Consider the following 25,616-nt stretch of genomic DNA (forward strand, 5'->3'; position numbering starts at 1 on the left):
CTGCCTTTCTTATAATTCGATATGTTATGAAGCATTACCTGTCAGCCTAACTGACGTTACTTAGGGTCATCAAGCATCATCAGCTGCTCACTAATGGCAACCGTATTAAAGCCTGCATCAACAAACATAATCTCACCGGTAATACCAGAGGCCCAAGGTGACAGCAAAAACAGCGCAGCGTTGCCCACTTCGGTCTGAGTAATATTGCGCTGTAGCGGTGCTATCTTTTCGCTGATGTCCAGCATCTTACGAAACGACTTGATACCACTGGCAGCGAGCGTACGGATAGGACCAGCTGAAATGGCATTCACACGAATGCCTTCGCCGCCCAATGACGTCGCCAAGTAGCGCACACTGGCCTCTAAGCTGGCTTTGGCCATACCCATGACATTATAATTAGGTAGTACTGAAATGCTGCCTTCATAAGTCAAAGTCAGCATAGAGCCATTACGCATCGCGAGCAGCTCACGGGCCGCTTTCGCCAGCGCTACAAAGCTATAGCTTGAGATATCATGGGCGATATGACTGCCTTCACGAGTCGTCGCACTGGTAAAGTCACCATCAAGCTGATCCATTGGGGCAAAGCCAATCGCATGTACCACCCCATCGATACCATCACCCCAGTGCTTATTGACTTGCTCAAAACAAGCAGCAATAGAGTCATCAGAGGCGACATCACATTTCAGCACTAAGTCTGCCTCAAACGCTTCTGCGGCCATGTCGACACGCTTTTTAATCTTATCGTTTGGATAGGTTAAGATTAAAGAGGCGCCTTCACGATGCAGCGCTTCGGCAATGGCCCATGCGATAGAGAGTTTGCTGGCGATACCAGTGACGACAAAGCGTTGTCCTTGCAGTAGCATAATATTTCCTTGTTGACCGATCGGATGTATGCCTTATACATTCGAGATAATAAATAAATACTGCCCCATAGCAGCAGAATAATCAGATGACTTATTATACACGAATCAACTTAAGTAAACAGTCGTAAACTCATGACATTTTACAGCGCCTGCCACCCTCAGCTAAATATTTAGTACTGAGTACAGCAGTATTAAACTGAGCCGATTTCGAGTATAATCACATCCTTTCAAAGCTTGCACATTTCTTGCACCCTGCTTGCACATTTTGGATGGCTGCCACACTTATGAGTAATACCCCAATAATCACATCAGAAACCACACCAAATCACCAACAAAGTATCGAATCTTATCGTCAACTGATCGCATCGACTGGCGAGAGTTTATTGCGTCCAGGCCTCGTAGATACGCCTATGCGGGCGGCAAAAGCCTTTGGGCATCTGACTCAAGGCTATCAGCAAAACCTAGATGAAGTCGTCAATGACGCCGTATTTCCATCGACCAATCGTGAGCTGGTCTTGGTACAAAACATTGAATTTTATTCATTATGCGAACATCATATGCTGCCTTTTCATGGCATTGCCCATATTGGCTATCTGCCTGATGGGCAGGTGCTCGGCTTATCTAAGTTTGCCCGTATCGTCGATATGTTTGCTCGCCGCTTACAGATTCAAGAAAACCTAAGTGAGCAAGTTGCCCAAGCCATTATGGACGTCACGGGCTGCCGCGGTGTGGCCGTGGTCATGGATGCTTCGCACATGTGTATGATGATGCGTGGCGTCAGCAAACAGCACTCTACCACTCGTAGCACAGCGATGCTTGGTGAGTATATGCATGACAATCAGGCACGCAATGAGTTCTTAAATGCTGTACCTAAGCGCCAGCCAGCGTTTTAATCCCTGTCTACTTATAGTCGATGCACTTTAAAAAGAACATAGCGCTACTGGGGTGCTTTCTGTTCAAAATATAGGTTGCGCAGCCTCTAGGGAGAGCAGCACGCAAGTAAAATTTATACCAGTAGCGCGTTTAAATCCATAACAGTTTTACATTCAGCTGACTATAATACCTCTGAACCCGCTTTGACGATAACACCCCATCAGCATCCCCTCAAAGGCGTACCAGCGTCCTTGTTTTTAAATGTATGACAGTTTTGACTCAAGCTAGGTGACACTGGCCTGCAATAGCTGCTTGGCATACGGATGCTCTGGGTGGTCAAAAACCTCTTCAGTACGACCATACTCAATACATCTGCCTTCTTTTAGCACCATGATGTGCTGGCACAGGGCACGCACCACTTTTAGATCATGACTGATAAACACATAACTGAGCTGTAGTTTTGCTTGAATCTCTCGTAGCAAACTGACCACAGTAACCTGTGTGCTACTATCAAGTGCAGAAGTTGGCTCATCTAATATCAATAGGCTTGGCTGCATGATTAGCGCACGGGCAAGCGCCACCCGCTGACGCTGACCGCCTGATAGCTCATGCGGATAGCGCTGGGCAAACTCACTCGGCAGATGCACTGTCGCTAAGCTCTCTATGACAGCGCTTTGACGTGTTTTTTTATCGACACCTTGAACCAACAGTCCTTCTTCGATGATTTGCATCACAGTCATGCGTGGGTTGATACTGGCAAAGGGGTCTTGAAACACCATTTGGATTTGTGAGCGAAATTGGCGGCGTTCTTTGTTGGACAGTGACGAGATGTCTTGACCGTTGACGATCACCTGACCATTGACACGAGCTTGATTGCTCAGCAGCTGAGTTAGCGCGAGGGCGATGGTGGTTTTGCCTGAGCCGGACTCACCCACGATGCCGAGCGCCTGTCCTTTTTGTAGCTGCATGTCGACATGACTTACGGCATCAAACCAACGTTTGGTAGCGCCAAAGAGGCTTTTTTCTATCGGAAACTGCACTTGTAAATGACTGACTTGCAATACGGTCGGTTGCTGACTTTGGTCATCCCCCCATAAATCTAGCGCTTGCCCAAAGTCTTGGGCTATGAGCGAGCGGGTATAGTCGGCTTTGGGTTGACTGAATACCGCTGCGGTTTGCCCCTGCTCTATCGTTTGTCCTTGACGCATGACGATGACTTCATCACTGTAGCGCCTAACCAAATTAAGATCATGGCTGATGAGTATCATCGCCATATTATGCTGACGCTTAAGGTTATTAAGTAGCTCAAGGATTTCATGCTGCAAGGTGACATCCAGTGCAGTCGTTGGCTCATCAGCGATGAGGATATCCGGCTGCTGCGCCAATGCCATGGCAATCATCACCCGCTGACGTTGTCCGCCTGACAGCTCATGTGGATAGCGATTTAGTTTATCAGCCGGATCAGTGATATTGACATCATTCAGTAAAGCGAGGCTCTTTTCATGCCAGTGCTTTTTGGCGACGCCGCTCAAATGCAAAGATTCGGCGATTTGCTTAGCGACGGTGTGGAGTGGATTGAGTGCCGTCATCGGTTCCTGAAACACCATACCGATGCGCTGCCCACGGATAGTGCGTAGCGATGCTTCACGCTGTTTATCCCTGATGGTCGATTGAGTAGATTGGGTGATAGGCAAGTGGATCATGCCAGCAGTTTCTGCGAGCTCTACTTCTCCTGTCACAGTCAAACTATCAGGCAACAGACCCAGTAACGCTAGGCTAGCAATCGATTTGCCAGAGCCTGACTCGCCGACGATGGCCAGTGTCTGAGCCTGTCTGAGCGTATACGATAACTCATCCACTAAGGTGACCCCTGTGGCAGTGACGATTTTTAGCTTATTTACCACCAGCATGGGTTGGTTGTGGCCACTACAAGCATGGTTATCTGTCCTGCTGGGAGCAACATCGATCAGGGTATTGTGTACGGTCGTTATGGTCATATTAAGAACGCCTCGGATCAAAGGCATCACGCAGCGCTTCGCCAACAAAAATAAGTAGAGACAAAATCAAAGTCAAGCTGAAAAACCCTGACAGCGCTAACCAGGGGGCATCGAGATTATTTTTGCCTTGTACCATCAACTCGCCCAGCGATGGTGAGCCAGGCGGTAGGCCATACCCTAAAAAGTCTAGCGCCGTTAAGGCGATGATATTGGCAGTCAAAATAAACGGTAGCTGCGATAAGCTAGACGCTAAAGCATTGGGCAGAATATGCCTGAGCATAATGCGTCGGTCTGAGACCCCAAGGTTGCGAGCGGCTCGCACATAATCAAAGTTACGGGCCCGTAAAAACTCCGCCCGTACCAAACCAACCAAGCCCATCCAACCAAACAACAGCATCATGGCAAACAACACAAAAACACTGGGACTAAACAAGCTGACTAAGATAATAATCATAAACAGCTGCGGCATACCGCCCCACACTTCCATAAAGCGCTGCCCCGCCAGATCCACCCAGCCTCCATAATAGCCTTGTACTGCTCCCACAATGATGCCAATCATGGCGCCTGCTAGCGTCAAGGCGATACCAAACAGTAGCGATATTCGCATGCCGTACAGTATTCGGGCCAGTACATCACGACCCAGATCATCTGTTCCCAGCCAGTTTTGACTATTGGGCGCTGCCGGATAAGGGATACCCAACTCTACGTTTGGGGTCTGATCAGCAAAGGGAATCAGCGGCATGACATAAAAACCCTGCTCATTAATTAAACGTTGCACGGCAGGATCTTTGTAATTGGTTTCAGTCTCAAACACCCCGCCAAAAGTGGTTTCGGGATAGGCTTTTAGCACAGGAAAATAGTAATCGCCTTGATACTGTACCAACAGCGGCTTGTCATTGGCAATCACGTTGGCTGCCATACAAATGACAAATATCAGGACAAAAACAACCAGTGATATAACCCCAAGACGATTGCGACGAAAGCGGCTTAGGCGTGCCTGCCAAATAGGGTTTAGGCGACGTTTTTTTTCTAGTGAAACAGAAGGTGCGGTTGAAGGTAATGGGTGACTTGACATTAATTAGCGCCCCTCAAAATCAATACGAGGATCAATGAGGTGATAACTCAAATCACTGATTAATTGTAATAACAACCCGACCAAGGTAAAAATAAACAGAGTGCCAAATATCACGGGATAATCTCGCTGCTGAATGGCCTCAAAACCAAGTAGACCTAAACCATCAAGCTTAAAGATAATCTCAATCAGAAAGTTACCCGCAAAGAAAATACCGACAATAGCCGCTGGAATCCCAGCGATGATAATCAGCATCGCATTACGAAATACGTGACCGTACAACACTTGACGCTCGCTCAAGCCCTTAGCACGTGCAGTAAGCACATACTGCTTACCCAGCTCCTCCAAAAAGCTAAACTTAGTCAGATAAGTCAAACCTGCAAAACCGCCAACCGTACTTGCCAGCAGCGGCAAAGCCAGATGCCAAAAATAATCTTTTACCTTACCCAAGGTACTTAACTGATCAAAGTTCTCAGAAGTCAGTCCTTGTAGCGGAAAGAGATTCCAGTAGCTACCACCGGCGAAGAACACCAGTAATATAACGGCAAAGACAAATACAGGTATCGCATGACCAATGGCCAGCAGCATGGCAGTGGCTTTATCAACTCCCGAGCCATGATGCATGGCTTTATAGACCCCCAACGGTATCGCTATCATATAAATCAGCAGCGTACTCCACAGCCCAAGCGAGATCGACACAGGTAGCTTTTCAATAATAAGATCGGTCACGGATTGACCTTTAAAAAACGACTCACCAAAATCAAGCTGGGCGTAATTCTTTAACATCAACCAAAAACGCTCGGGGGCGGACTTATCAAAGCCGTACTGAGCATTGATTGCTGCAACCATCTCCTCAGATAAGCCTCGTGTGCCTTGATAGGTGCTGTCATTGCCGCCAGCACTGCCTGCGCCGATATGACCACCAAGCGCATTGTCTTTTGCGCCTTGCTCGATAAGCGCCAACTGCTGCTCGACAGGGCCGCCGGGTGCGGCTTGGACAATGACAAAGTTCGCCAGCAATATCAAAAATAGCGTCGGTAATATCAGCAGCAATCTTTTTAAGATATAACGACCCATAATGACAGCTTCCTAGTTTAATCAAGTATGACAGCGTAGCGGTTAGAAGTTATCTTTTAGCTCACGTAAGGCAGCAAATACAGTCAACGGCTTGTCATCATCGATAGCAACCTGTGATTTTACACCTGCGATGACGGTCGGTTCTTGCGTGCGTAAAAACACATTGACTGCACGCTCATGCGCTAAGGTGACAGGCAGCGTAGGAACGCCTTGAGCCGTCTGCGCTTCTGCCTGTGCTAGCGTCTGCTGCATCACTTCATTGGCGGGCTCAATCGTTAGGCCAAAACGCAGATTGCTGGCGGTATATTCATGTGCAGGATACAGCAAGGTCTCAGCTGGTAGCCTGTTTAAGCGCTCAAAGCTGTCATGCAACTGCTCAATCGTTCCGGTAAAGACACGTCCACAGCCGGCACTAAATAGCGTGTCTCCACAAAAACAATGCTTTTGCCCATCGATATCTAATATATAAGCCATGTGACTGGCCGTATGACCCGACACATCCCATACTTGCGCCGCACAGCCCCAAGCACTGACTGTACTGCCGTCTTTAATCGTCTGGTCTTCATCTACTGTGTGCTCGCCATGGGCGACCAGATGTGTCATCGGATAAGCTTCTTGCAGCTCTGCGACCCCGCCGACATGATCATAATGATGATGCGTGGTCCATATTGAAGTCAGCTCTAGCTCATTGTCTTCTAAGTAGGTAATGACAGGCTCAGCTTGACCGGGATCGATAACAATGGCTTGTTTATTGCCTTCGTTGATAAGCGTCCAAATATAGTTATCATTAAATGCTTTAATTGGGTGAATACGAATACTCATATTAAATCCTTACTTGTCATTGTCTTTATCGCTACTATTTTGTTTGTCTGAGCGCTTTTAGGGCTTGTCCTCATTTTAAAAATGGAGATAAAAATGAGATAAATTGCCGCCAAACAAGGAAAATAGCGCAGATAATATCGGGATATTACCTAGCTATTTAACGCTGTTTGGCAAGATTTAGCCATTTTTAGCCCATTTAGGTATCCTTCGATTGAATTGAGGACATGCCCTAGTCATTACTGTCTTAAGTAGCTATCTATGCGTGCTTCTGCTTGTTTATCAACCCACCAATAGTCGATACCGACGGCATTGGTTGGTAGTTTTTTAGTATGACGGTATTGATTCCAATAAGCGACATTGGTCCCAGATTTGCCATATAACGGCACAACATAGTGCCCTGCTCGCAGCAGTCGATCAAGCACCTTGGTATACAGTATAATCTCGTCACGATTCTCAGCGTCGCCTAGCGCCGCTACAACCTCATCGATGACAGGGCTTTTGATACCGGCTGTATTTCTATTGCCAGCTTCATCAGCGGCACTACTGCCCCAAAATGCCGCTTGTTCAGCCCCCGGTGATAGGCTTTGGGCAAATACATCCACCACCATATCATAATCAAAGCGGCGCATACGCTCATAATATTGTGGCCCGTCTACTTGGCGTAGGGTCGCATCGAACCCCAAGCGCTTGAGATTACGAATATAAGGCAGTAGCACTCGCCCCATGGTCTCACCTGTCATCAGCATCTCAATCCGTGCAAGCTGTCCATTGGGCTGATACAGTTTCATGTCATCATAGTAAAACCCAGCATCGAGCAACAGCCGCCTTGCTTTTAGCAGTCCATCACGATTAAAACCACTGCCATCGCTGGTTGGCAGCTGCCATTTCGCCAATACTGCACGGCGCTGTATCGGTTCAAGACTAGGCAACAAAGGGGTCAGCACCTGCATCTCAGCAACAGATGGCGTGCCCGTAGCGGCAAGCTCTGAGCCATGAAAGAAGCTTTGAAGGCGCTCATATTGATTGTGAAATAGCGTTTTATTCATCCATTCAAAGTCATAAGCGGCCGTCAAAGCTTGGCGTACGCGAATGTCTTGAAACAATGGTCGGCGCATATTCATGACCAATGCTTGCATCGGTACGGGGTTTTGACTGCTGATGCTTTCTTTATTGATAAGGCCCGCCTTTACTGCTGGGAAGTTATAACCCGTTGCCCAGTTAGAGGCTTTGTTTTCTGGACGAAAGCGATACTGACCAGATTTAAAGCCTTCAAAAGCAATCTCATCACTTTGATAATAGACAAACTTAATCCTATCAAAGTTATATCTGCCCCGATTAACCATCAAATCACGTCCCCAATAGTTGGGGTCACGTATATAGTTGACCGAGCGCCCCGCATCGACCCGACCTAGCTGATAAGGGCCGCTACCCATCAATGGCGTTAAGCTGATCTTTTCAAAGTCAGCCTCGATAGAAGATTTGGCAAACACTGGAAACTGTCCAACGGTGAGCAAGATCTCTTTGTTATCAGCAGAAGCAAATACAAACTTCACCTGATGCTCGTCGATGACTTGTACCTCTTGGATATCGCTTAAGTAACTGCGAATATACATCGGTCCTTTAGTCAGAATGGCATCATAAGTGGCTTTGACATCATGGCTGGTCACAGGCGAGCCGTCCCAAAATCGAGCCGCAGGATTGATATGATAGACAATCCAGCTGGTGTCATCAGGGTCATAAGTCACCTTGCTTGCCAGCTGTGGATACATGGTAAAGGCTTCATTGAGTGAGCCTGTCATTAAGGTATCATACAGATAGTCGGTACCGACCATCGCCACCCCCGTGGTCATCCATTTATTGGCCGCATTAAAAGTGCCACGTGCGTCCAGTGAGAGCGTGCCACCTTTAGGCGCCTGTGGATTGGCATAAGGCATAAAAGGCACGTCAATATACTCAGTCGGACTATTATGACCAAGCGCCGTCGTGGTAATAGGTGCGGCTATGCTGGCTGGGATCCAACTGATAGCAACAGCAAACAATACCGCATTTAGCATGGCATTTTTTATTATCATGAGCCTATTCTAACCCTCTATAGTCGATACACTCTAAACATGTCATAGCGTTACTGGGATGCTTTCTGTTCAAAATATAGGTTGCGCAGCATCGAAGGTACGCAGCACGCAAGTAAAATCTATACCAGTAGCACGTTTAAATCCATAACAGTTTTACATTCAGCTGACTATATAACACCACTCTTTTGGGCAGCAAAAATTGAAGTGTTGACTAAAAAATAGCCATATCGCAAAATTTTATCATAACAAACTTCAGTTTTTTAACCTAGCGGTTTGCAGTGTTTAGATTGCGACCGGCGGCACGATTGGTCTGCGCAAACGCCAATACTCATAAAAAAAGACGCAACTTGTAAGAGCGGCGTCTTTTATTTCCAAGCCTATGATGACTTAAGCATGCTTCTTTTCAAACGCAATCATAAAGTCCACTAGCTTTTGTACCCATTCAAGCGATACGGCGTTGTAAATACTGGCACGCATGCCGCCCACATCACGATGACCTTTTAGATTCATTAAACCTGCTGCCTCTGACTCTGCTAAAAACACCTTGTCTAGGCTGCTGTCGGCCAGCGTAAAGGGCACATTCATGATAGAGCGATATTCAGGTGCCACTGGGTTGTTATAAAAGCTGCTGTCATCAATCGTCTGATACAGCAAATCCGCCTTTTGCTGATTCACTTTATAAATGGCTTCAACCCCGCCCTGCGCTTCCAACCAATCAAACACCAACCCTGCCAAGTACCAAGAGTACGTCGCTGGCGTGTTTGACATGGATTCTTTTTCGGCCTGATGCTCATAATTCATCAGCAGCGGGCACCATTCGCTCGCCTGCCCCAACAAGTCTTCACGAATAATCACAATAATAAGACCGGCAGGGCCGATGTTTTTTTGCGCACCGGCGTAGATCATGCCAAACTTCGACACATCTATCGGTTGTGACAATATGCAAGAAGACATGTCGGCTATCAAGGGCGCATTCACCTGTGGCGGCTCAAATATCTGTAGACCATGAATGGTCTCATTGGCACAGTAGTGAAAATATGCCGCATCTTCACTAACGCTCCAATCACTTTGGGCAGGCACATCTGTAAAATTACTGTCTTTACCAGTAGCGACCTCATTAACTGTACCAAGACCTAGGTCGGCATAACGTTTGGCTTCTTTGACCGCTTTACCAGACCAAGCCCCTGTCGTTAGATAATCTGCACGCCCATCCTTTAATAGGTTCAAAGGTATGGCTGAAAACTGTAAGCTGGCGCCCCCTTGCAAAAACAACACTTTATAATTATCAGGAATATCCATCAATGAGCGCAATTTAGCTTCAGCGTCTTCGGTGATGGCCACATATTCCTTACTGCGGTGGCTCACTTCCATCACTGACATGCCCCGTCCTTGCCAGTCGAGAAGCTCGTTTTGCGCACGCTCAAGCACGGCGGTCGGGATGGTGGCAGGTCCTGCTGAAAAATTGGGAACACGGTTAGCGGTGGCATTAGTCGTCATAGTCTTTATCCTAAATATGATGAAGTCATCGTTGTTATACCTGACTTTCAACTGCTTATACTACGTTGAGAGTCAGGTTTGTTTTATAAGCGTTAACGGCGCAGTTTTGAACCTGCAGCTGTAAAACCCTTGTATGGCAAGTCATCTTTTTTTTATCGGTTTTAATACCTATATATGTAAGCTTTGGCTTGAGCTCTAACTCGATATCTGCTCCCACAGTTGCCGCTTAAGATGACTATCAGCAAGCATCTCATCCAATGTGGGTACAGCTGTCAGCTTAGGGTGTTCAAGACCTTCAGGCAATGCTGTTAGTGCTGCCACTTGGCTGTCTTCGCTGCGAGATATTTTAAATACATAACCTGCAAAGCTGGCATTGGCCAACTCAGCGGTGTCCATGCCAGCGCAGATAGGAAATGATGTCGTCTCACAGGCGATAGATAGCGCTTGGGTGATGTTGTGCCATAGCTTCTGACTGGCTTGATCCAACACCTGAATATCGACCAATATGACCCAGTTGCCGTAGCGCCCACCCTGCAGATCAAAAGGCGCTACTTTTTTGGCATCCATATCAAGATCATGCTTGGGCGGCTGAGCAGATGGTGTCGCTGTTACCGTATCCACCAGCGGTGCAACGGCCTGTTTGATGGCTTTTGATGCCTGTTGGCGCTCATCTGGTGCGTCATTGGCGCCGTGATTGCTCAAGCTATCAAAATTATAGCTTACTGGACTTGTTGATGTTGGGCCACGGGCGGTATAGCCATCACTGTCTGCCGTCTCATCGGGGTGGACTACTGTATGGCTCTCGAATTCATAAGGCTCAGTGACACTTTCAGGGGTATTACTTAATGTGTCAGGTAACGCACGAGATGCATGCTCATGGCTTGGGTGTTGACTGCTTGTATGACTGTCGCCTTGATTGGATGAGTGTGCTTGGTGGTCATTCACAGTAGAATCAATAGCAGCAGAGGCTATATCAGCTGTAGCTATGTCGCTTATAGTGAGTGTCGCAGTATCAGGACGCACCCATTGATCGATGCCCATCATCGCTAGGATTTGGCGCTGCTGCTTACGGCGTTGCAGTATAATTAGCGGGTCTTGGATATCACTCATGCGGCTCTACTACCCTACTTATCTAAAAATGAGTTTACCGTTTTTGTCAACACCATCCCTTAACAACATCAACAACCCGTTAAGGCATTGACGCAGGACGATCATCAGTCCATATATCGCATCAAAAAAGCTGACGCACACCCAGCCAGCACTCTGAAAGCATCATGAGACAGTCGTATTCATCTTGACTGATTATCGTATCGTGTAACATCACGGTATGCAATGTACCTAGCCATTGCCGATACTTATTATAGTCCATTTGCCAGTCATACGGTGGCTTCTGTCGACAATTCTCTTTAAATGGCGTCTCTTTAGTCTCAGCCTTGACTGCAGGTATAGTATTAATAACAGCCAGCAGCTGTACGCTGTTCAGACGTTGTGCGGTCAATAGTAGCCAGTGTAGATTGACATCACTGACGATCGCCAAATCAATATCAATCAGGCGTGCATGTCGGCGTAAATCTGTCACATAGTGCGCAGCGCTGTCATTATGATAACCGAGCACCGAGCTATAGACCCGGTTATCTGCGGCCAATACCATCTGACCTCTGACATCTTTTGACAATCGATAAGCAAGCAGCGTCAATATGACCCTATGGGCCCCATCAAGGCCATCAAAAACCTGTCCTGAAGGATCAAGCTGCACCCATATGTCATCCACGCCTGCCTTTAATAATGGCTGCCACATTGACGGCTGCTCGGTACAATCATCACCTAACACCTCTGCAAGCACAGGCAATAACTGCTGCAACTGCAGCGCCTGCCATAGGGGTAATATTGATGAAGGCTGATGCGTTAAGCGTGGTGCATGACTCACAGCAGTCGGTACTGATGGCGCATTAACCTTTGAAGGTTTTTGGTCTGCTAGATTATGGGCAAAGCCGAGCGTCAAATCAGAGGACAAATGCTGGCGAAACAATTCTAAGATACCTTGTTGATAGCGCAGCAGCATCGTGCGGCATCGTTGTTGCTGCTTATAGGATTGCTGAGCTTGACTGCTGTGGCTGTGCTCACTTTTGAGACGTAACTCATTGATAGTACTTTTTGATAGCTTATGCTGGCGTAGTTGTTTGAGGGCAAATGCTATCAAAGCGCTGTCCAACCGCCGATCTAGACGGGCCACTTCTATTAACAGCTTAGAATCTATAGTGTGTGCTAAAACCTGCTGGCTTCTGACCGTATCTGCTTTTAGACGAGCTTCAGTGCTGTTAGTAGATACGCCATTATCTGTCATACCCATCCAAATATCTTGTAGATCATAAGTCGCAACTGTAGACAGCGCATGCCATTGATGACACAGCATCACCGCCTCAATCAGCGCCTGTACTCCTAATGGGTGATGACTGTGATTGAGTATACATTGTGATAGTGTGACCTTTGTTAGATCGTCAACGCTTATCAAAACTGCGGATGGCAAATCACTATCAGGCGCTGCTTGCCATGGTTTTAGCAGCTGATAAGTACCCCTGTCTTCTAGCTGTACCTGCAAACGCCCATCGATAACTACATCTTCCTCTACGACAAATTCAAGTTCTGCATCTGAAGCTTTATTGTCAATAATTTCATGAGTACTCTCGTTGCTCCTATTATCGGCAGAGTAATGAGCAGATGCGGGTTGAGCTTTGGATATATGAGACTGAGCTGTAACCGTTTCTTTTTCGCTGCTTAGGCTATTTGTTGTTATTACACCCCAATCACCCAGCCGACGCTGCTCATATATCTCTTTTATTTTTTGTTGATTAAGGCGTTTTTCTCGTGCCACCTGTACAGCGAAATCATGATAAGCATTGGCACTGATGGCGCTCATACGCTCGCTTAAGCTAGGATGGGTGGCAAACCACGAGACATCACCTAGATCAGCCCCACTACTAGCAAAGAAGAAATGACTTAGCCCATTGATGTCAGCGATACCTGTCAAGCGTGAGCCAAGTGCATCTTGATGGATGGCCTTTAGGGTTTCGATAATCGCAGGCGAGCGAGTCAGCTGCACGCTGGTGGCATCAGCGAGCAGCTCACGCTGACGGTTAAAGCTGTGTTTTATCAGCTGTGCACTGGCCATACTCGAAAAGCTCAGCCCGTGTAACATTAGAGTCCAGACACTACGTGGCGCTTGCCGATCTATGACAGGCCCGCCATGTGACCATCTCGATTGACGCTTCGCTGATGACTGCTGAGCCTGACTCTGGGTTTGCCAGTATGCCACCCACTCACCATGTGTGGTAAAGCTTGCTGTTTGGCTTTCAGTGCGACGTGCATGATGGTCAATAGAGCCTTGTGACAGATAAGGCGACAACGTGCCTCGACTTACTGATCCAAAAGCACCATTAGAACGATTGCTGTGATTATGATGGTGACGACTGCTCGTGCCGATGGGATCACTCCAGTCATATAATATTTGTAAGCCGGCTAACACCACCATCAGCTGTAAATTAAACTTGGCATCACCATGCAAAATATGGCCATACTCATGACCGATAAGCCCATATAGGGCGTCATCAGAAAGCTTATCTAGCGCACCTTGTGTCACCACCAACACCATATCTTGGCTATGACGACCCGCCACAAAGCCGTTGATACCCTGCTCATCAGGCAGCACATAAAGAATCGGCAGTGGTAAACCTGATGCGATCGCCAACTGCTGAGCGATTTCATAATAACGCCGATACACCGGCGGAAAGTCTCGCTCATCACGTACCGCTATATGGTGGTCACTAAAGCGCACTTTTGGGATAGGCTCATGCTGATGAGCAATGCTGTGACTGTGCGCCCATACGTCTTGGCTCTGATCGATAAACAGACGTACCGCCCCTACACGCTGAGCGATCGCTCGACCACCAGCTCTCAAACGTCGATACTCCAAATAACTCCCACCGACAAAACTTGCCAATATCCAAACAACGACCAGTACCAGCGCCCAATAATATATACCACCTGTAAAGACCGTGAATAAAAGCCAAACGACAGCGAGCGCCACTGCCATATGCGCAAGGACAATAAGAAAAAACAGTCCATAAAGCAATAGGCTGCGCCGCCTGCGTATTCGCTGTTCAGCAAAAAAATCCATCAGCTTATCTCACTAGACTCTACGGTTACAACTTTAAGCCATATCAACGATGGGCGCTTGAGCAATGACTTCTCTATCTTCAAAAACCAGTGGGCTGAGAGGACGAAAACCAAAGGTAGTACTCACCAAGTTGTTGGGGAATATCTCCCGATCGTTATTGTAAAACATGACGCTGTCGTTATAGTGCTGACGGGCGAAGCCGATGCGGTTTTCGGTATTGGCCAGCTCATCCATCAGCTCTTTGATCATACTGTCTGCCTTTAATTCAGGATACGCCTCCACCACCGCTGAAAACTGCCCTAAAGCTTGAGACAGCATACTTTCTGCTTTTGCAAACAACGCCATATGCTCAAGCGAGTCTGGCTGATGCTGATTGGCGTCTTGCAAACTTTGGGCATGATTACGGGCGCTAATCACACGAGTCAGCGTTTCTTCTTCATGCGTCAAATAACGTTTGGCGGTCTCCACCAAGTTTGGAATCAAATCATGGCGACGCTTGAGCTGCACATCTATCTGCGCAAAACCGTTTTTTGCTTGATTACGTGACCGTACTAACTTATTGAATATCGATACGCCAAACACCACTCCCAATACAGCAATAATGATGAACAGCCAAACAAACATTTTCATAATAACACCCCAAAAACTTTTAGATGAATCGCCTTTATATTTTATACCTATGTTAACAAAGGTTGCTGTATTGTATTTTAACCTATATTTATAGCTTAAAACGTGAAAATCAGACAAAATACAGACCAAAAAAAACCCTTTATAAAAAAGGGCTAAAAATACATCTCGAGAATCTTTAATCTAATATAAAGGTGTTATCCAGTTTTTGGACAAAAAAAAGCGACTCCATCAGCACATCCTCGGCACACATTGGATCTATTACCGTTGCTACCTTCCGGTCCTGGCGGGATTCATAGTACAATGTTGCGAGGCTACCAATGGAGCCACCAGAGAAGATTATACAAGAATTTTTTGGTATTACAACCCCTAGCGCAAAACAGTTTGATTTATGGGATAAAGAACCCTGTAACTTAAGTGACAAAATTCTCACAGCAGCACGTCTAACTTTTGCTATTTTAGTTAAAGTGGGCTGAATAAAATGAGCATCAACCATAAGCTGAGCATGAGCATGAGCATGAGCATGAGCATGAGCATGAGCATGAGCATAGTCATATCAGTATAAAAACAAGCTCATCACTATAGTCAAGGAACTTTAAAATCGCTACCAGGCGATCGACCGCAGATAGTACACTAAGTACATCTAGGGTGGGTTATACCGTAGCGGTTTAAAAGTGCGCCGACTATCTATCCCCTCATATAAATATTAATAATATTATTCCCTTAGGAGACATTGATGAAAACCACTTTATTTAATAAAGCCACCTTAGCGACTGGGACAGCTGCTTTACTGCTGACGATGATAGGCAGCAGTGCGCACGCTGAGCCCACAGGCTACAATCAGCTGACGTTTCAGACAGAAGTAAAAGAAGAGGTTCAAAACGATGAGGTGCGTGCCAGCATGTATAAAAAAGCACAAGCCACCAATGCTAAAGCACTGGCCACGACACTTAACACCGCTATCAATAATGCTATGAAAATCGCCAAGCGCTATCCTAGCGTGACGGTTAGTACAGGCCAGCAGCGCACCTACCCTCGCTATGATAAAAACGATAAGATCATTGGCTGGACTGGACAAGCCAGCATCGACCTAAAAAGCACCGACTTTACCGCAACCAGTCAGTTGATTGCCGACCTACAAGAAACACTGGTGATGCAGAATTTAAACTTTGGGGTCTCAGATGATAAAAAAGACGCCCTTGAACAAAAGCTAATGGCCGAAGCTTCACGCGCCTTTCAACAACAAGCCAAAAACCTAACTCGTGCTTGGGATGCCGACGGCTATCGTGTGGTCAATGTCAACCTAAATACAGGCAGCAACTACCCTCGTCCCATGTATAGCAGTATGAACATGAGAGCAGAGGCAGCGGATGCCTCAGTCCCTAATCAAAGCTTTGAGTCGGGCAACAGCACTATCTCTGTCACTGCCAATGGGACGATTGAGCTGAGCAAGTAGCTTCTGAACAAATAATTTTTGAGCCAGTTATTTAAGAGCAGTTCAGGCTAGCGTGCAACTTTTTTAGCAAAAGCATCGTTAGTCACAGGTTGGCTGTGCTCTGTTTTTTGCTCATCATTGTCTTTTTGCTGCAGTTTGAGTATCAATTTTTGGTGCCAAGGCAGACGCTCATAAGCCAAAAGCTGTTGGGCAATTTTTTGATTGTTTTGCAGGGTTTGTGTGTTTTGAATGACATAAACCGTCTGCTCGACTTGCGCAAGCGTTTGCTCTGCCTTATCTTTAACGATGGCCTGAATGCTGTGTGCACCTGGCATGATATCTACGGTGGCGATCGAGGCGCTAAGCCCTTGCGCTACCTCTGCATCATCTAAATAAATAACCACCCTATCATCAGCTTGTAGCGCAGGTTGTATTTGCAGCTTTACGTCGATGCTTTGTGCGGGTCGGCGATAGGCACGCTCTTCACTCGGTTCGGTCATGGTCAGCTGATAATTTACGCTCTGTATGTCGGTGGTCGAGGTGCTTTCTATCGATTTCGTCACGGCTGCGGACGTTGTCATTGGCATCGGTTCTGACGCAGTATGATGACTGGTCACATCCGTTTGACTGACGTGCTTGCCAGACTTCTGCTCGTAGTTTTGCGGACGGTCGGTAAAGGTCACATGGCCGGTTTTTTCATCGACGACTTTGTAGATAGGCGCAGCATGGACCATAGGAGCACAAAGGCTCGCTATACCGATGACCAAACCTAGCCATGGCCCGGTTAGCTTATGCTTGTTCAGTGGCAGTATGGGCCAGTTTTTTATTGCTGTTTGGCAAGTTGGATACATAGTCAGTCAACCTAATCAGTGCTTATTATTGATCAATATAATGTTATATATGATAATACTACAAATACCATTATGCGGTATTTAACTTATGAAATCAGTAACTCTGTCCTAAAAAACTGATGACAAAATCTGATGATCACCCCTACCCCACTGTGTTTTTGGAAGCACAAAAAAACCAGCTAAGCTCAAAACTTAGCTGGTTTTGTGACACAAAACAATAGCGTGTTTTAACGATACAACTAGCAGCTATAGTACAAGTCAAACTCAACGGGATGTACGGTGACATTCACACGTCGAACCTCTTCTTCTTTTAGCGCAATAAACGCTTCTAGCATCTCTTCAGTGAACACATCACCTTTTAATAAGAATTCATGATCATCACGCAATGCTTGTAAAGCAACTTCTAAGTTTTCTGCAACCGTTGGGATTTGTGCTTCTTCTTCTGGCGGCAGGTCATACAGGTTTTTGTCAGCAGCATCGCCTGGGTGCATTTTGTTTTGGATACCATCAAGGCCAGCCATCAGCAGCGCAGCAAACGTGAGGTAAGGGTTCGCCGCTGGATCTGGGAAGCGTGCTTCAACACGTACCGCTTTTGGACTGCTAACGTGTGGAATACGAATCGATGCTGAGCGGTTTGATGCTGAGTAAGCCAGCTTAATTGGCGCTTCATAATGCGGTACCAGACGCTTATAGCTGTTGGTCGATGGGTTGGTAATCGCATTTAAGGCACGGGCGTGCTTGATAATACCGCCGATAAAGTAGAGCGCCGTCTCAGACAAACCCGCATACTCGTCGCCAGAAAAGGTATTAACGCCATCTTTTGAGATGGACATATGGACATGCATACCTGAGCCGTTATCGCCAACGACAGGCTTTGGCATAAAGGTGGCGGTCTTGCCAAACTGATGCGCCACATTGTGTACCACATATTTTAGCTGCTGCACTTCATCGGCTTTACGTACTAAAGTGTTGAATGCCACACCAATCTCGGACTGACAAGGGGCGACTTCGTGATGATGTACCTCGACACTGCCCTCACCAATGATCTCTTCGATACGCTCACACATGACAGAACGCATGTCCTGCGAACTGTCGATTGGTGGTACTGGGAAATAAGCGCCCTTCACACGTGGACGGTGCCCCATGTTGCCCCACTCATAGTCATTGTTAGTCGACCAAGCGGCCTCTTCAGCGACAATCTTGTGACTAACACCTGACATCTCAACCGACCATTTTACTTCGTCAAAGACAAAAAACTCAGGCTCAGGACCGAAGTAAGCGGTGTCACCGATACCCGTTGATTTCAAATACTCTTCAGCACGGCGAGCGATAGAGCGTGGATCACGGTCATAACCTTGTAAGGTTGATGGCTCAATGATGTCACACGTGACTACCACAGTAACAGAATCAAAGAAGGGGTCAATAAAAGCCGTCTCTGGATCAGGACGTAAGATCATATCTGACGCTTCGATGCCTTTCCAGCCAGCGATAGAGGAACCGTCAAACATTTTGCCATCTTCCATGACCTCTTCATCTACGCTATGTGCCGGAAAGCTGATGTGCTGCTCTTTACCGCGAGTATCGGTAAAGCGAAAATCAACCCATTTGGCATTCGATGATTCGATAAGATCCAATAATTTATTCGACATGAATAGTCTCCGTTGTGGTTATGATGTTATGACAGTTTAAGGTGCTATACGTACACCGTGCTGGCGCTATTTTAGCAATATCTGAACCATAATGCTGAACTGATATCCGTTTAGTGCCTGTCGATGGCTATCAGCGCTTACAAAAAACAGGGTGCAATCGGTATGCCAAAATATCTGCGTAAATGCTTTTCGTCAGCTGTATCTTTGTTATGAGCTTGATAACTATCAATAAAATTGGATAAAACACCATTGCCAATCAGTAACGCTTAACATTCATGCACGATAACACGCCTTTATCTGGATAATTTTGCACCAGATAAGTGCAAACTATTTTTTGTTGCACATAATTGGTGCAATACAATACTTCTAGTAGTTGACTGAATAAAGACTGTTACAGACCTCTGCTATTGTCTCTTTTGTCAGATAAGACGTTGACAGCGCATTGTTGACAATAGTATTAATGAGCCAAAGCCAGTCTGCGTCTCATTTTAGTATCGATTGGCGTATGACATCGGTTATCTGGTACATTTGATTGCGTTTGTCGTTTTGCAAATTTGCTACGGTGCAAAATAGTGTTAAGATACCAAACTTAACGCTTATCGCTGTTTGGCTATAGCCGCAAGCGTATACGACAGTGAACCTACATTTAAAACATCGCCACTTCAATAGGTTGAAACCATAATGATTCTGATGATCGATAATTACGACAGTTTTACGTACAATATTGTACAGTACTTCGGTGAATTACAGCAGGACATCACCGTCTGGCGTAACGATCAGGCCACTATCGAACAAATCAAAACCTTAGCGCCTGATATCATTGTCATTGGTCCAGGACCTTGTGATCCAGATCGTGCTGGTATCTCATTAGAGATAATTGACACCTTTAAAGGCGTCATTCCTATCTTAGGGATTTGCCTTGGTCATCAAGCGATTGGCCAAGCATTCGGTGGCAAGGTGGTCAAAGCTGGCGCAGTCATGCATGGCCGCCTATCTGACGTTTATCATAATGGACAAGGCATGTTTGCTGACTTGCCCAATCCATCAAAAGCCACTCGCTATCACTCCTTAGTGATTGACAAGCACAGCATACCTGATTGCTTTGAGATAACCGCTTGGACACAAAACGCAGACGGTAGTATTGAAGAGGTTATGGGGATACGCCACCAAAGCTTTGCTATTGAAGGTGTGCAGTTTCATCCTGAATCTATCCTGAGTGAAGCCGGCTATCATTTGCTAAATAACTTTTTGCAAACCCACAGATTGGCAGTATTAAGCTCAGAGGAGCTACCACAGGTGGGCTAACTATTGAGCCACCCTAAATCGCTATAGTCGATACTAAATAAAATGGATACGTTACTTAATAATGCGAAACTGGTATAAATTTTTCTAGCTTGCTGTGCCTACGCCGACAGAGGCTGCAAAACCAACATTAAAAAACTAAGCATCCCAGCTCCGCTGTATCTTTTTCATATTAGACTGACTATAACACTCATCCAAACATATACCGATAAATACAAGAGATAATAACAAGCGAGACCATAATAATGACTACTATGACGCCAGAGGATATTGCGCAACTTTCTGATGAAGACATACACAAGCACCTGACCACAGCATTAAGCAGAATTTTTCAAAACATCGACTTGACCTTTGATGAGATGTATCAAGTCATGCTGATTATTATGCAAGGCAAATGTAGTGACGCCATGATGGGTGCTATCTTAACGGGTCTACGCATGAAGGGCGAATCTATCGACGAGATTACTGCATCAGCCAGTGCCATGCGTGACTTAGCAGCCAATATTACCCCCAAGGACTGTCACTATCTGGTCGATATCGTTGGTACTGGCGGTGACGGTGCCAACTTGTTTAACGTCTCTACCGCCTCAGCCTTGGTGGCTGCTGCTGCTGGGGCGCAAGTCGCCAAGCACGGTAACCGCGGTGTCTCAACCAAGTCTGGCAGCTCGGACTTGCTCGAGCAAGCAGGCATCAGTCTGGCGCTCAGTCCAGAGCAAGCCAAAGCATGTATCGAAAATGAAGGCATTGGCTTTTTGTTTGCGCCCAATCATCATAGCGCCATGCGCTATGCCAACCCTGTACGCCGCGAATTAAAGTCACGTACTATCTTCAACATATTAGGCCCACTGACCAACCCTGCCAATACGCCCAATCTGGTTATTGGGGTCTTTACCGCTCAGCTGTGTGAGCCACTGGCCAAGGTAATGAAGAACTTGGGCGCACGTCACGTCATGGTCGTCGGTGCCAAAGATGGCTTGGATGAAATCAGCCTAGCGACTTCAACGACTGTTGCTGAGCTAAAAAATGGTGAGATATCTGTCTATGAGCTGATGCCAGAAGACGCCGGTATAGAATCGCAAACGCTTATCGGGCTTGATGTTGACTCGCCTGCGCAAAGTCTTGAATTGATTCGTACGGCGCTATCAGGCGAAGACACTTACGATCGCTCAGTACTCAAAGCTCGTGACATGATTGCCCTCAATGCAGGGGCAGCGATATATACGGCTGGGCTTGCCAGCAACTATCCTAATGGCGTGAGCCGAGCGCAAAAGATTATCCAAAACGGCGATGCGCTCGCCAAGCTCGAGTCTTTAGCGCACTACACCCAGCAGCTGGCGCAACACACTTAAGTTTTTCATACAGCTATCGCCCACTGACTTTTGACCTTTTACCTTTAGACACATTCGGACACCAGTATGGCCCATTCAGATATACCCTCAGTACTACAACGCATTGTCAAAACCAAACAAGAGGAAGTACAGACTGCTCGTGCAGCACTGTCTCTTGAAGACTTACAAGCAAAAGTCGCTGCTGATAGCAAACCACGCCGAGGCTTTGCCGCAGCTCTACGAGCTGCCAGTGATCAAAAAAGCGGTATTGGCATTATCGCTGAGATAAAAAAAGCCTCACCTTCTAAAGGCATCATCAATCATAACTTCGCCCCAGCACTATTTGCTCAGCAGTATGAGCAAGCGGGAGCCAGCTGCTTGTCGGTATTGACCGATCGTGATTACTTCCAAGGTGATGACAGCTATCTTATTGCCGCATCTAATGCCGTCAGCTTGCCTATACTGCGTAAGGATTTTATGATTAATGAGTATCAAATATATCAATCTTATCTGATGGGTGCAGACTGCATACTGCTTATTATGGCGTGTCTTGATGATCGTCAAGCACATGAGCTGCATGCGCTTAGTATTGAATTAGGCATGGATGTATTGATCGAAGTCCATACGCAGGCGGAGCTTGAGCGTGCCCTAAAACTCCCACGCTCAGCGCATAACATCTACGGTATTAACAATCGTGACCTCAATACCTTTGACGTTGACCTGCAAACTACGCTCAATCTAAAGAACTTTTTGCTCGAAGCATTGGCTACTGATGCTGATGACACAGAGAAAAAACCACTTATCGTCACCGAAAGTGGGATTCGTAACAGTGATGATATTATCTTGATGCTAGATCAAGGTATTCAACACTTTTTGATCGGTGAGCAGTTTATGAAGACCGACCACCCTGGACAAGCGTTACAATCCTTACTTGCAGGCGCAGCAACAGACGAGTAAAGTAATTAAAAATGACGTTAGGAGCCGTATAGCCCTTATTGTTCACAACCCATTCATCAACCAACGATACCTTAACTTTTATGTCAAACTCTCTATTTTCTAAAGAAATGCAAGACCAGCTCAAAGAGCTTAAAGGCCAACTCAGCAAAGGGCGTGATACCAACTCGCCTGATGGTGAAAACCAAAAGCCAACAGAACCTGTATCACTACCGACCCAAAAACAGGTCAAAAAAACAGTCAAGCAGCTAGACAGTGAACATATCGATGACGATAAAGTCTTGTTTATGCAAGCCATGCACGGTGTCAATCCACTAGAAGACAAGAACGTACGCTCACCAGTAAGCAGCAAAAAAACCAAACCAGATGCTGCCACATTATCTAAGCGTGCGGCGGCTCAAGGTGGCGATGAAACAGATCTGGGTGCGGGTTTGTCAGATATGCAAGCGCTACTCAATCCTGTCGCTGGTGAGGCGTACTTGTCTTATAAGCACCCTACCCTGCAAAACAAGATTTTTGATCAACTCAAAAAAGGCCAGTTCCGTTGGTATGATGCGGTCGATATTCATGGCTGTACCATTGAAGAGGCTCGTGTGGCGATGACACAGCTACTGAGCCAAGCCAAAGCAAACAATGAGACAGTGGTAAAAATCGTCCACGGCAAAGGACAAGAAGCCATTTTAAAAACGTGCGTGAATGGCTGGCTACGTCAAATCCCAGAGGTGCTAGCGTTTTGCTCTGCACCGCCAAAGGACGGTGGTAATGGCGCTGTATTGGTCTTACTAAAAAAACGTAAAGCAGAAAGCAAGTAGTCTTTGTTGGGTTAAAAGTTGAATTAAAAAAAGGCCTGAGCTCTGTATGATACAGTGCTCAGCCCTTTTAGTGATTAGAGCCTGTTCAATGGCTTTTTATGATGTCATTATGAGCACCTCAACACGCCCTATGGCTGATTCCAAATAGACAAGTTAATGTTTTTGGTGACACGGCGAAACTTTCTTTTTGCCAAAGTATAGTTGCGAGATTTTTTTCTGTGTGTTTTTCGTCGTACTGCCTTGACCGCTTTAGGTTGAGGCTCTCCCTCTGAGGTACTGGCGTCTTCTGGCGACTCTGTAGGCGCATCATCACTGTGTTCGGTAGCGTCTGATGCCTCATCGATCGCATCAAGAGCCTCATCTTGATCATTGTTTTCTTTAGCATCATCAGCTTTACCCTGCTCAACGATCAGCTGCTGTGTTGGTAAGGCATGCTCGACTTTATACTTTTTCACTTTGTTTAATATATCAACCAACAAGGTGTCTTGTTTGCCATAAAACTCTATAACATCAACAGAATTGACGTAAGCCCTCAGTTGAATAACATAGCAGTCTTGACGCAGCTCTAAGATATTGGCCTGATTCCACTCTTGGTTGGTCAGCTCATGCTCCTTTAACAACTTATCTAAAGCACCTACCATTTTAAACACTTCGTCGATATCAGCGCTCCGCTTGATATACAGCATATGCAAAAACTGAAACATATCACGTGAGGCGAAGTTTTCAATTTGCATAGATGAAAAGTCCCCATTGGGCACAGTCACCACAGTACGGCTCAGTGTACGCACCCGTGATGAGCGAATACCGATATCGATGACTGTACCTTCTTGATCACCAAACTTACAGTAGTCACCAATCCGTACGGGAGAATCAGCCACCACCACCACACTACCGACTAAGTTTTCGATGGTTTTTTGTGCACCCAACGCCAATGCTAAACCACCCACCCCTAATGCGGCGATACCAGTGGTCAAATCAAAGCCTAAATTGCCAAAAATAACAATGACGGCAAATATTAATAATAGCGCCTTTACAATCTTACGTAGCAAACCTAAGATCGATACTCGTTCAGTGTAGTTCTTTCTATAGCTTAGATTGACCGCACGGGTAAATATGGCATCAATTACCCGCAAGAGCAGCCAAGTGACGGCCAGCCAAGACGCAATCTCAGTGATGCGATTGATCGGCTCACGTATGGTGACTGACACGCCAGCAGAGACCATAATCTCAGAGAGCATCAATGCCATCACCACCACGGTAAAAGGCAAGATGACTTTATTTGGTAGTGGCAAAGGGACACCGCGCACCCGTGGATAAGCGATTCTGAGTAAATGATACGCCAGCCACACCACAATATAAGTCAGTACAAACACACCGACAATCATGATGATCGCAGCCGCCAAGTCTGCCAGCTGATAGCCAAATAGCTTTTTGCCTTCTAGAGAGTCAATGCTATAACGTGATACCAGAGTCGGCTCGGTATTTTCGATGACCTCTGGTACTAGGCTGAGCGTCTCGGAAGAAAACTGCCAGTATTGCTCACCTTGCTGTGAGACGACACGCTCAAGTATCAGCGGTATGCTGGTGTCACCCACCTTGATACGGCCGACATTCTCTTGACTGGGCGGCAGCTGATCGGTCAAATTACCTTCCTGTGCATTACTGATCTGTAGATCAGGTTGAAACCGCCCACCAGCATCAAGCGCTTGCTTGAACTGGCGTACTGCTGTGGTTGGGTTATCGGACTTGGATAAGTTTAGATAATTACTTGCCAGCAGATAGTCGTTTTCGCCTAGCGCACTGATAAACCCTTGTACCGTCTGTCTTGGTGTATCTCGGCCAAACGAGTCTGGTATCGATTCGCGTACGACCTCGCCACTATCATCATTATTATTAAGGCCTAACGCACTCACTTCAGCAGCAATGGCGGTGTTTGGTAAAGCCATGCTGCATACCAGTACTACTAAAAGCGCAGTTAGCATTAGCGGTACTTTTATAAATGGTATCAATACTGATGGCGCTGTACTGGGGTTAGAATAACGCTGGATAGACAAATCAAACCTCTTAGCTGTTGTATAGTCAGTTGAAAAAAACTGTCATAAGTTCAAAAGCGCCACTGGTATAAATTTTACTTGCGTGCTGTTATTACAGAGGCTGTGCAACCCATATTCTCAAACTAGCATCCCAGTGGCGCTGTAATGCTTTTAAATT

The 25,616-nt window shown here is 46.3% G+C and carries 19 protein-coding genes and 1 other RNA gene; 6 read left to right on the forward strand and 14 right to left on the reverse strand.

Annotation, left to right across the window (positions count from 1 at the left end; all coding sequences use genetic code 11):
- Positions 1–56: 56 nt before the first annotated feature.
- Positions 57–863 (reverse strand): enoyl-ACP reductase FabI, encoded by an 807-nt coding sequence (locus J3492_RS02815; RefSeq protein WP_207989628.1) that lies wholly within the window; start codon positions 861–863, stop codon positions 57–59.
- Positions 864–1,147: 284 nt separating this feature from the next.
- On the opposite strand from J3492_RS02815, the gene folE reads away from it, so the two are divergent.
- Entirely contained in the window at positions 1,148–1,756 is a 609-nt protein-coding gene (gene folE, locus J3492_RS02820; RefSeq protein ID WP_207989630.1) for a GTP cyclohydrolase I FolE, read from the forward strand.
- Between the two features lie 264 nt (positions 1,757–2,020).
- Here the strand turns inward: folE and J3492_RS02825 are convergent, their stop codons facing one another.
- The 10 genes from J3492_RS02825 to ffs form a co-directional block, all read right to left on the reverse strand.
- Positions 2,021–3,733: an ABC transporter ATP-binding protein gene (locus tag J3492_RS02825; RefSeq protein ID WP_207989632.1), complete on the reverse strand. Its 1,713-nt coding sequence runs from the start codon at positions 3,731–3,733 to the stop codon at positions 2,021–2,023.
- Between the two features lies 1 nt (position 3,734).
- Entirely contained in the window at positions 3,735–4,808 is a 1,074-nt protein-coding gene (locus tag J3492_RS02830; protein ID WP_207989635.1) for an ABC transporter permease, read from the reverse strand.
- A gap of 3 nt (positions 4,809–4,811) precedes the next feature.
- On the reverse strand, positions 4,812–5,882 hold the full coding sequence (locus J3492_RS02835; protein ID WP_207989637.1) for a microcin C ABC transporter permease YejB: 1,071 nt from the start codon (positions 5,880–5,882) through the stop codon (positions 4,812–4,814).
- Between the two features lie 42 nt (positions 5,883–5,924).
- Entirely contained in the window at positions 5,925–6,704 is a 780-nt protein-coding gene (gene gloB, locus J3492_RS02840; RefSeq protein WP_207989644.1) for a hydroxyacylglutathione hydrolase, read from the reverse strand.
- A gap of 236 nt (positions 6,705–6,940) precedes the next feature.
- Positions 6,941–8,773 carry an extracellular solute-binding protein gene (locus tag J3492_RS02845; protein ID WP_424108375.1) on the reverse strand — a complete coding sequence of 611 codons (1,833 nt, stop codon included), beginning with the start codon at positions 8,771–8,773 and terminating at the stop codon, positions 6,941–6,943.
- Between the two features lie 390 nt (positions 8,774–9,163).
- Complete coding sequence (gene serC, locus J3492_RS02850) at positions 9,164–10,273, reverse strand: 3-phosphoserine/phosphohydroxythreonine transaminase (protein WP_207989648.1); 1,110 nt, start codon at positions 10,271–10,273, stop codon at positions 9,164–9,166.
- 195 nt (positions 10,274–10,468) lie between these two features.
- Positions 10,469–11,383 carry a hypothetical protein gene (locus J3492_RS02855; protein ID WP_207989650.1) on the reverse strand — a complete coding sequence of 305 codons (915 nt, stop codon included), beginning with the start codon at positions 11,381–11,383 and terminating at the stop codon, positions 10,469–10,471.
- 121 nt (positions 11,384–11,504) lie between these two features.
- A complete protein-coding gene (locus J3492_RS02860; RefSeq protein WP_207989657.1) occupies positions 11,505–14,447 on the reverse strand; it encodes a M48 family metalloprotease in 2,943 nt (980 codons plus the stop codon).
- 33 nt (positions 14,448–14,480) lie between these two features.
- Positions 14,481–15,077 carry a LemA family protein gene (locus tag J3492_RS02865; RefSeq protein ID WP_207989659.1) on the reverse strand — a complete coding sequence of 199 codons (597 nt, stop codon included), beginning with the start codon at positions 15,075–15,077 and terminating at the stop codon, positions 14,481–14,483.
- 223 nt (positions 15,078–15,300) lie between these two features.
- Positions 15,301–15,397, reverse strand: an RNA gene (gene ffs, locus J3492_RS02870) — signal recognition particle sRNA small type.
- Positions 15,398–15,810: 413 nt separating this feature from the next.
- Between ffs and J3492_RS02875 the strand changes: the two genes are divergently transcribed.
- Positions 15,811–16,530, forward strand: coding sequence for an SIMPL domain-containing protein (locus tag J3492_RS02875; protein WP_207989661.1), 720 nt, complete (start codon positions 15,811–15,813; stop codon positions 16,528–16,530).
- Between the two features lie 47 nt (positions 16,531–16,577).
- Here the strand turns inward: J3492_RS02875 and J3492_RS02880 are convergent, their stop codons facing one another.
- Entirely contained in the window at positions 16,578–17,360 is a 783-nt protein-coding gene (locus J3492_RS02880) for a DUF4124 domain-containing protein (protein ID WP_207989663.1), read from the reverse strand.
- Positions 17,361–17,599: 239 nt separating this feature from the next.
- Positions 17,600–19,009, reverse strand: a complete 1,410-nt coding sequence (glnA, locus tag J3492_RS02885) for a type I glutamate--ammonia ligase (protein ID WP_207989665.1) — start codon at positions 19,007–19,009, stop codon at positions 17,600–17,602.
- A gap of 681 nt (positions 19,010–19,690) precedes the next feature.
- Here glnA and J3492_RS02890 point away from each other — a divergent pair.
- From J3492_RS02890 to J3492_RS02905, 4 genes are all read left to right on the forward strand, one after another.
- Positions 19,691–20,314 carry an anthranilate synthase component II gene (locus J3492_RS02890; RefSeq protein WP_207989667.1) on the forward strand — a complete coding sequence of 208 codons (624 nt, stop codon included), beginning with the start codon at positions 19,691–19,693 and terminating at the stop codon, positions 20,312–20,314.
- A gap of 242 nt (positions 20,315–20,556) precedes the next feature.
- Positions 20,557–21,660: an anthranilate phosphoribosyltransferase gene (gene trpD / locus J3492_RS02895; RefSeq protein WP_207989669.1), complete on the forward strand. Its 1,104-nt coding sequence runs from the start codon at positions 20,557–20,559 to the stop codon at positions 21,658–21,660.
- A 66-nt stretch (positions 21,661–21,726) separates the two neighbouring features.
- Positions 21,727–22,596, forward strand: coding sequence for an indole-3-glycerol phosphate synthase TrpC (gene trpC / locus J3492_RS02900; RefSeq protein WP_207989671.1), 870 nt, complete (start codon positions 21,727–21,729; stop codon positions 22,594–22,596).
- A gap of 80 nt (positions 22,597–22,676) precedes the next feature.
- Complete coding sequence (locus J3492_RS02905; protein WP_207989674.1) at positions 22,677–23,405, forward strand: Smr/MutS family protein; 729 nt, start codon at positions 22,677–22,679, stop codon at positions 23,403–23,405.
- Between the two features lie 128 nt (positions 23,406–23,533).
- On the opposite strand, the gene J3492_RS02910 is transcribed toward J3492_RS02905, so the two are convergent.
- Positions 23,534–25,351, reverse strand: a complete 1,818-nt coding sequence (locus J3492_RS02910) for a mechanosensitive ion channel family protein (protein WP_243453065.1) — start codon at positions 25,349–25,351, stop codon at positions 23,534–23,536.
- Positions 25,352–25,616 lie beyond the last annotated feature (265 nt).

The organism is Psychrobacter coccoides (assembly GCF_017498085.1).
Taxonomy (GTDB): Bacteria; Pseudomonadota; Gammaproteobacteria; order Pseudomonadales; family Moraxellaceae; genus Psychrobacter; species Psychrobacter coccoides.

Bases quoted from the DNA above. Each gene is read 5' to 3' on its own strand.
- J3492_RS02865 (WP_207989659.1), bottom strand. From the start codon at position 15,077: ATGAAAATGTTTGTTTGGCTGTTCATCATTATTGCTGTATTGGGAGTG.
- gloB (WP_207989644.1), bottom strand. From the start codon at position 6,704: ATGAGTATTCGTATTCACCCAATTAAAGCATTTAATGATAACTATATT.
- serC (WP_207989648.1), bottom strand. From the start codon at position 10,273: ATGACGACTAATGCCACCGCTAACCGTGTTCCCAATTTTTCAGCAGGA.
- J3492_RS02855 (WP_207989650.1), bottom strand. From the start codon at position 11,383: ATGAGTGATATCCAAGACCCGCTAATTATACTGCAACGCCGTAAGCAG.
- J3492_RS02825 (WP_207989632.1), bottom strand. From the start codon at position 3,733: ATGACCATAACGACCGTACACAATACCCTGATCGATGTTGCTCCCAGC.
- J3492_RS02835 (WP_207989637.1), bottom strand. From the start codon at position 5,882: ATGGGTCGTTATATCTTAAAAAGATTGCTGCTGATATTACCGACGCTA.
- J3492_RS02905 (WP_207989674.1), top strand. From the start codon at position 22,677: ATGTCAAACTCTCTATTTTCTAAAGAAATGCAAGACCAGCTCAAAGAG.
- trpD (WP_207989669.1), top strand. From the start codon at position 20,557: ATGACTACTATGACGCCAGAGGATATTGCGCAACTTTCTGATGAAGAC.
- folE (WP_207989630.1), top strand. From the start codon at position 1,148: ATGAGTAATACCCCAATAATCACATCAGAAACCACACCAAATCACCAA.
- J3492_RS02860 (WP_207989657.1), bottom strand. From the start codon at position 14,447: ATGGATTTTTTTGCTGAACAGCGAATACGCAGGCGGCGCAGCCTATTG.
- J3492_RS02910 (WP_243453065.1), bottom strand. From the start codon at position 25,351: ATGGCTTTACCAAACACCGCCATTGCTGCTGAAGTGAGTGCGTTAGGC.
- J3492_RS02880 (WP_207989663.1), bottom strand. From the start codon at position 17,360: ATGTATCCAACTTGCCAAACAGCAATAAAAAACTGGCCCATACTGCCA.
- J3492_RS02890 (WP_207989667.1), top strand. From the start codon at position 19,691: ATGATTCTGATGATCGATAATTACGACAGTTTTACGTACAATATTGTA.
- trpC (WP_207989671.1), top strand. From the start codon at position 21,727: ATGGCCCATTCAGATATACCCTCAGTACTACAACGCATTGTCAAAACC.
- J3492_RS02875 (WP_207989661.1), top strand. From the start codon at position 15,811: ATGAAAACCACTTTATTTAATAAAGCCACCTTAGCGACTGGGACAGCT.
- J3492_RS02815 (WP_207989628.1), bottom strand. From the start codon at position 863: ATGCTACTGCAAGGACAACGCTTTGTCGTCACTGGTATCGCCAGCAAA.
- glnA (WP_207989665.1), bottom strand. From the start codon at position 19,009: ATGTCGAATAAATTATTGGATCTTATCGAATCATCGAATGCCAAATGG.
- J3492_RS02830 (WP_207989635.1), bottom strand. From the start codon at position 4,808: ATGTCAAGTCACCCATTACCTTCAACCGCACCTTCTGTTTCACTAGAA.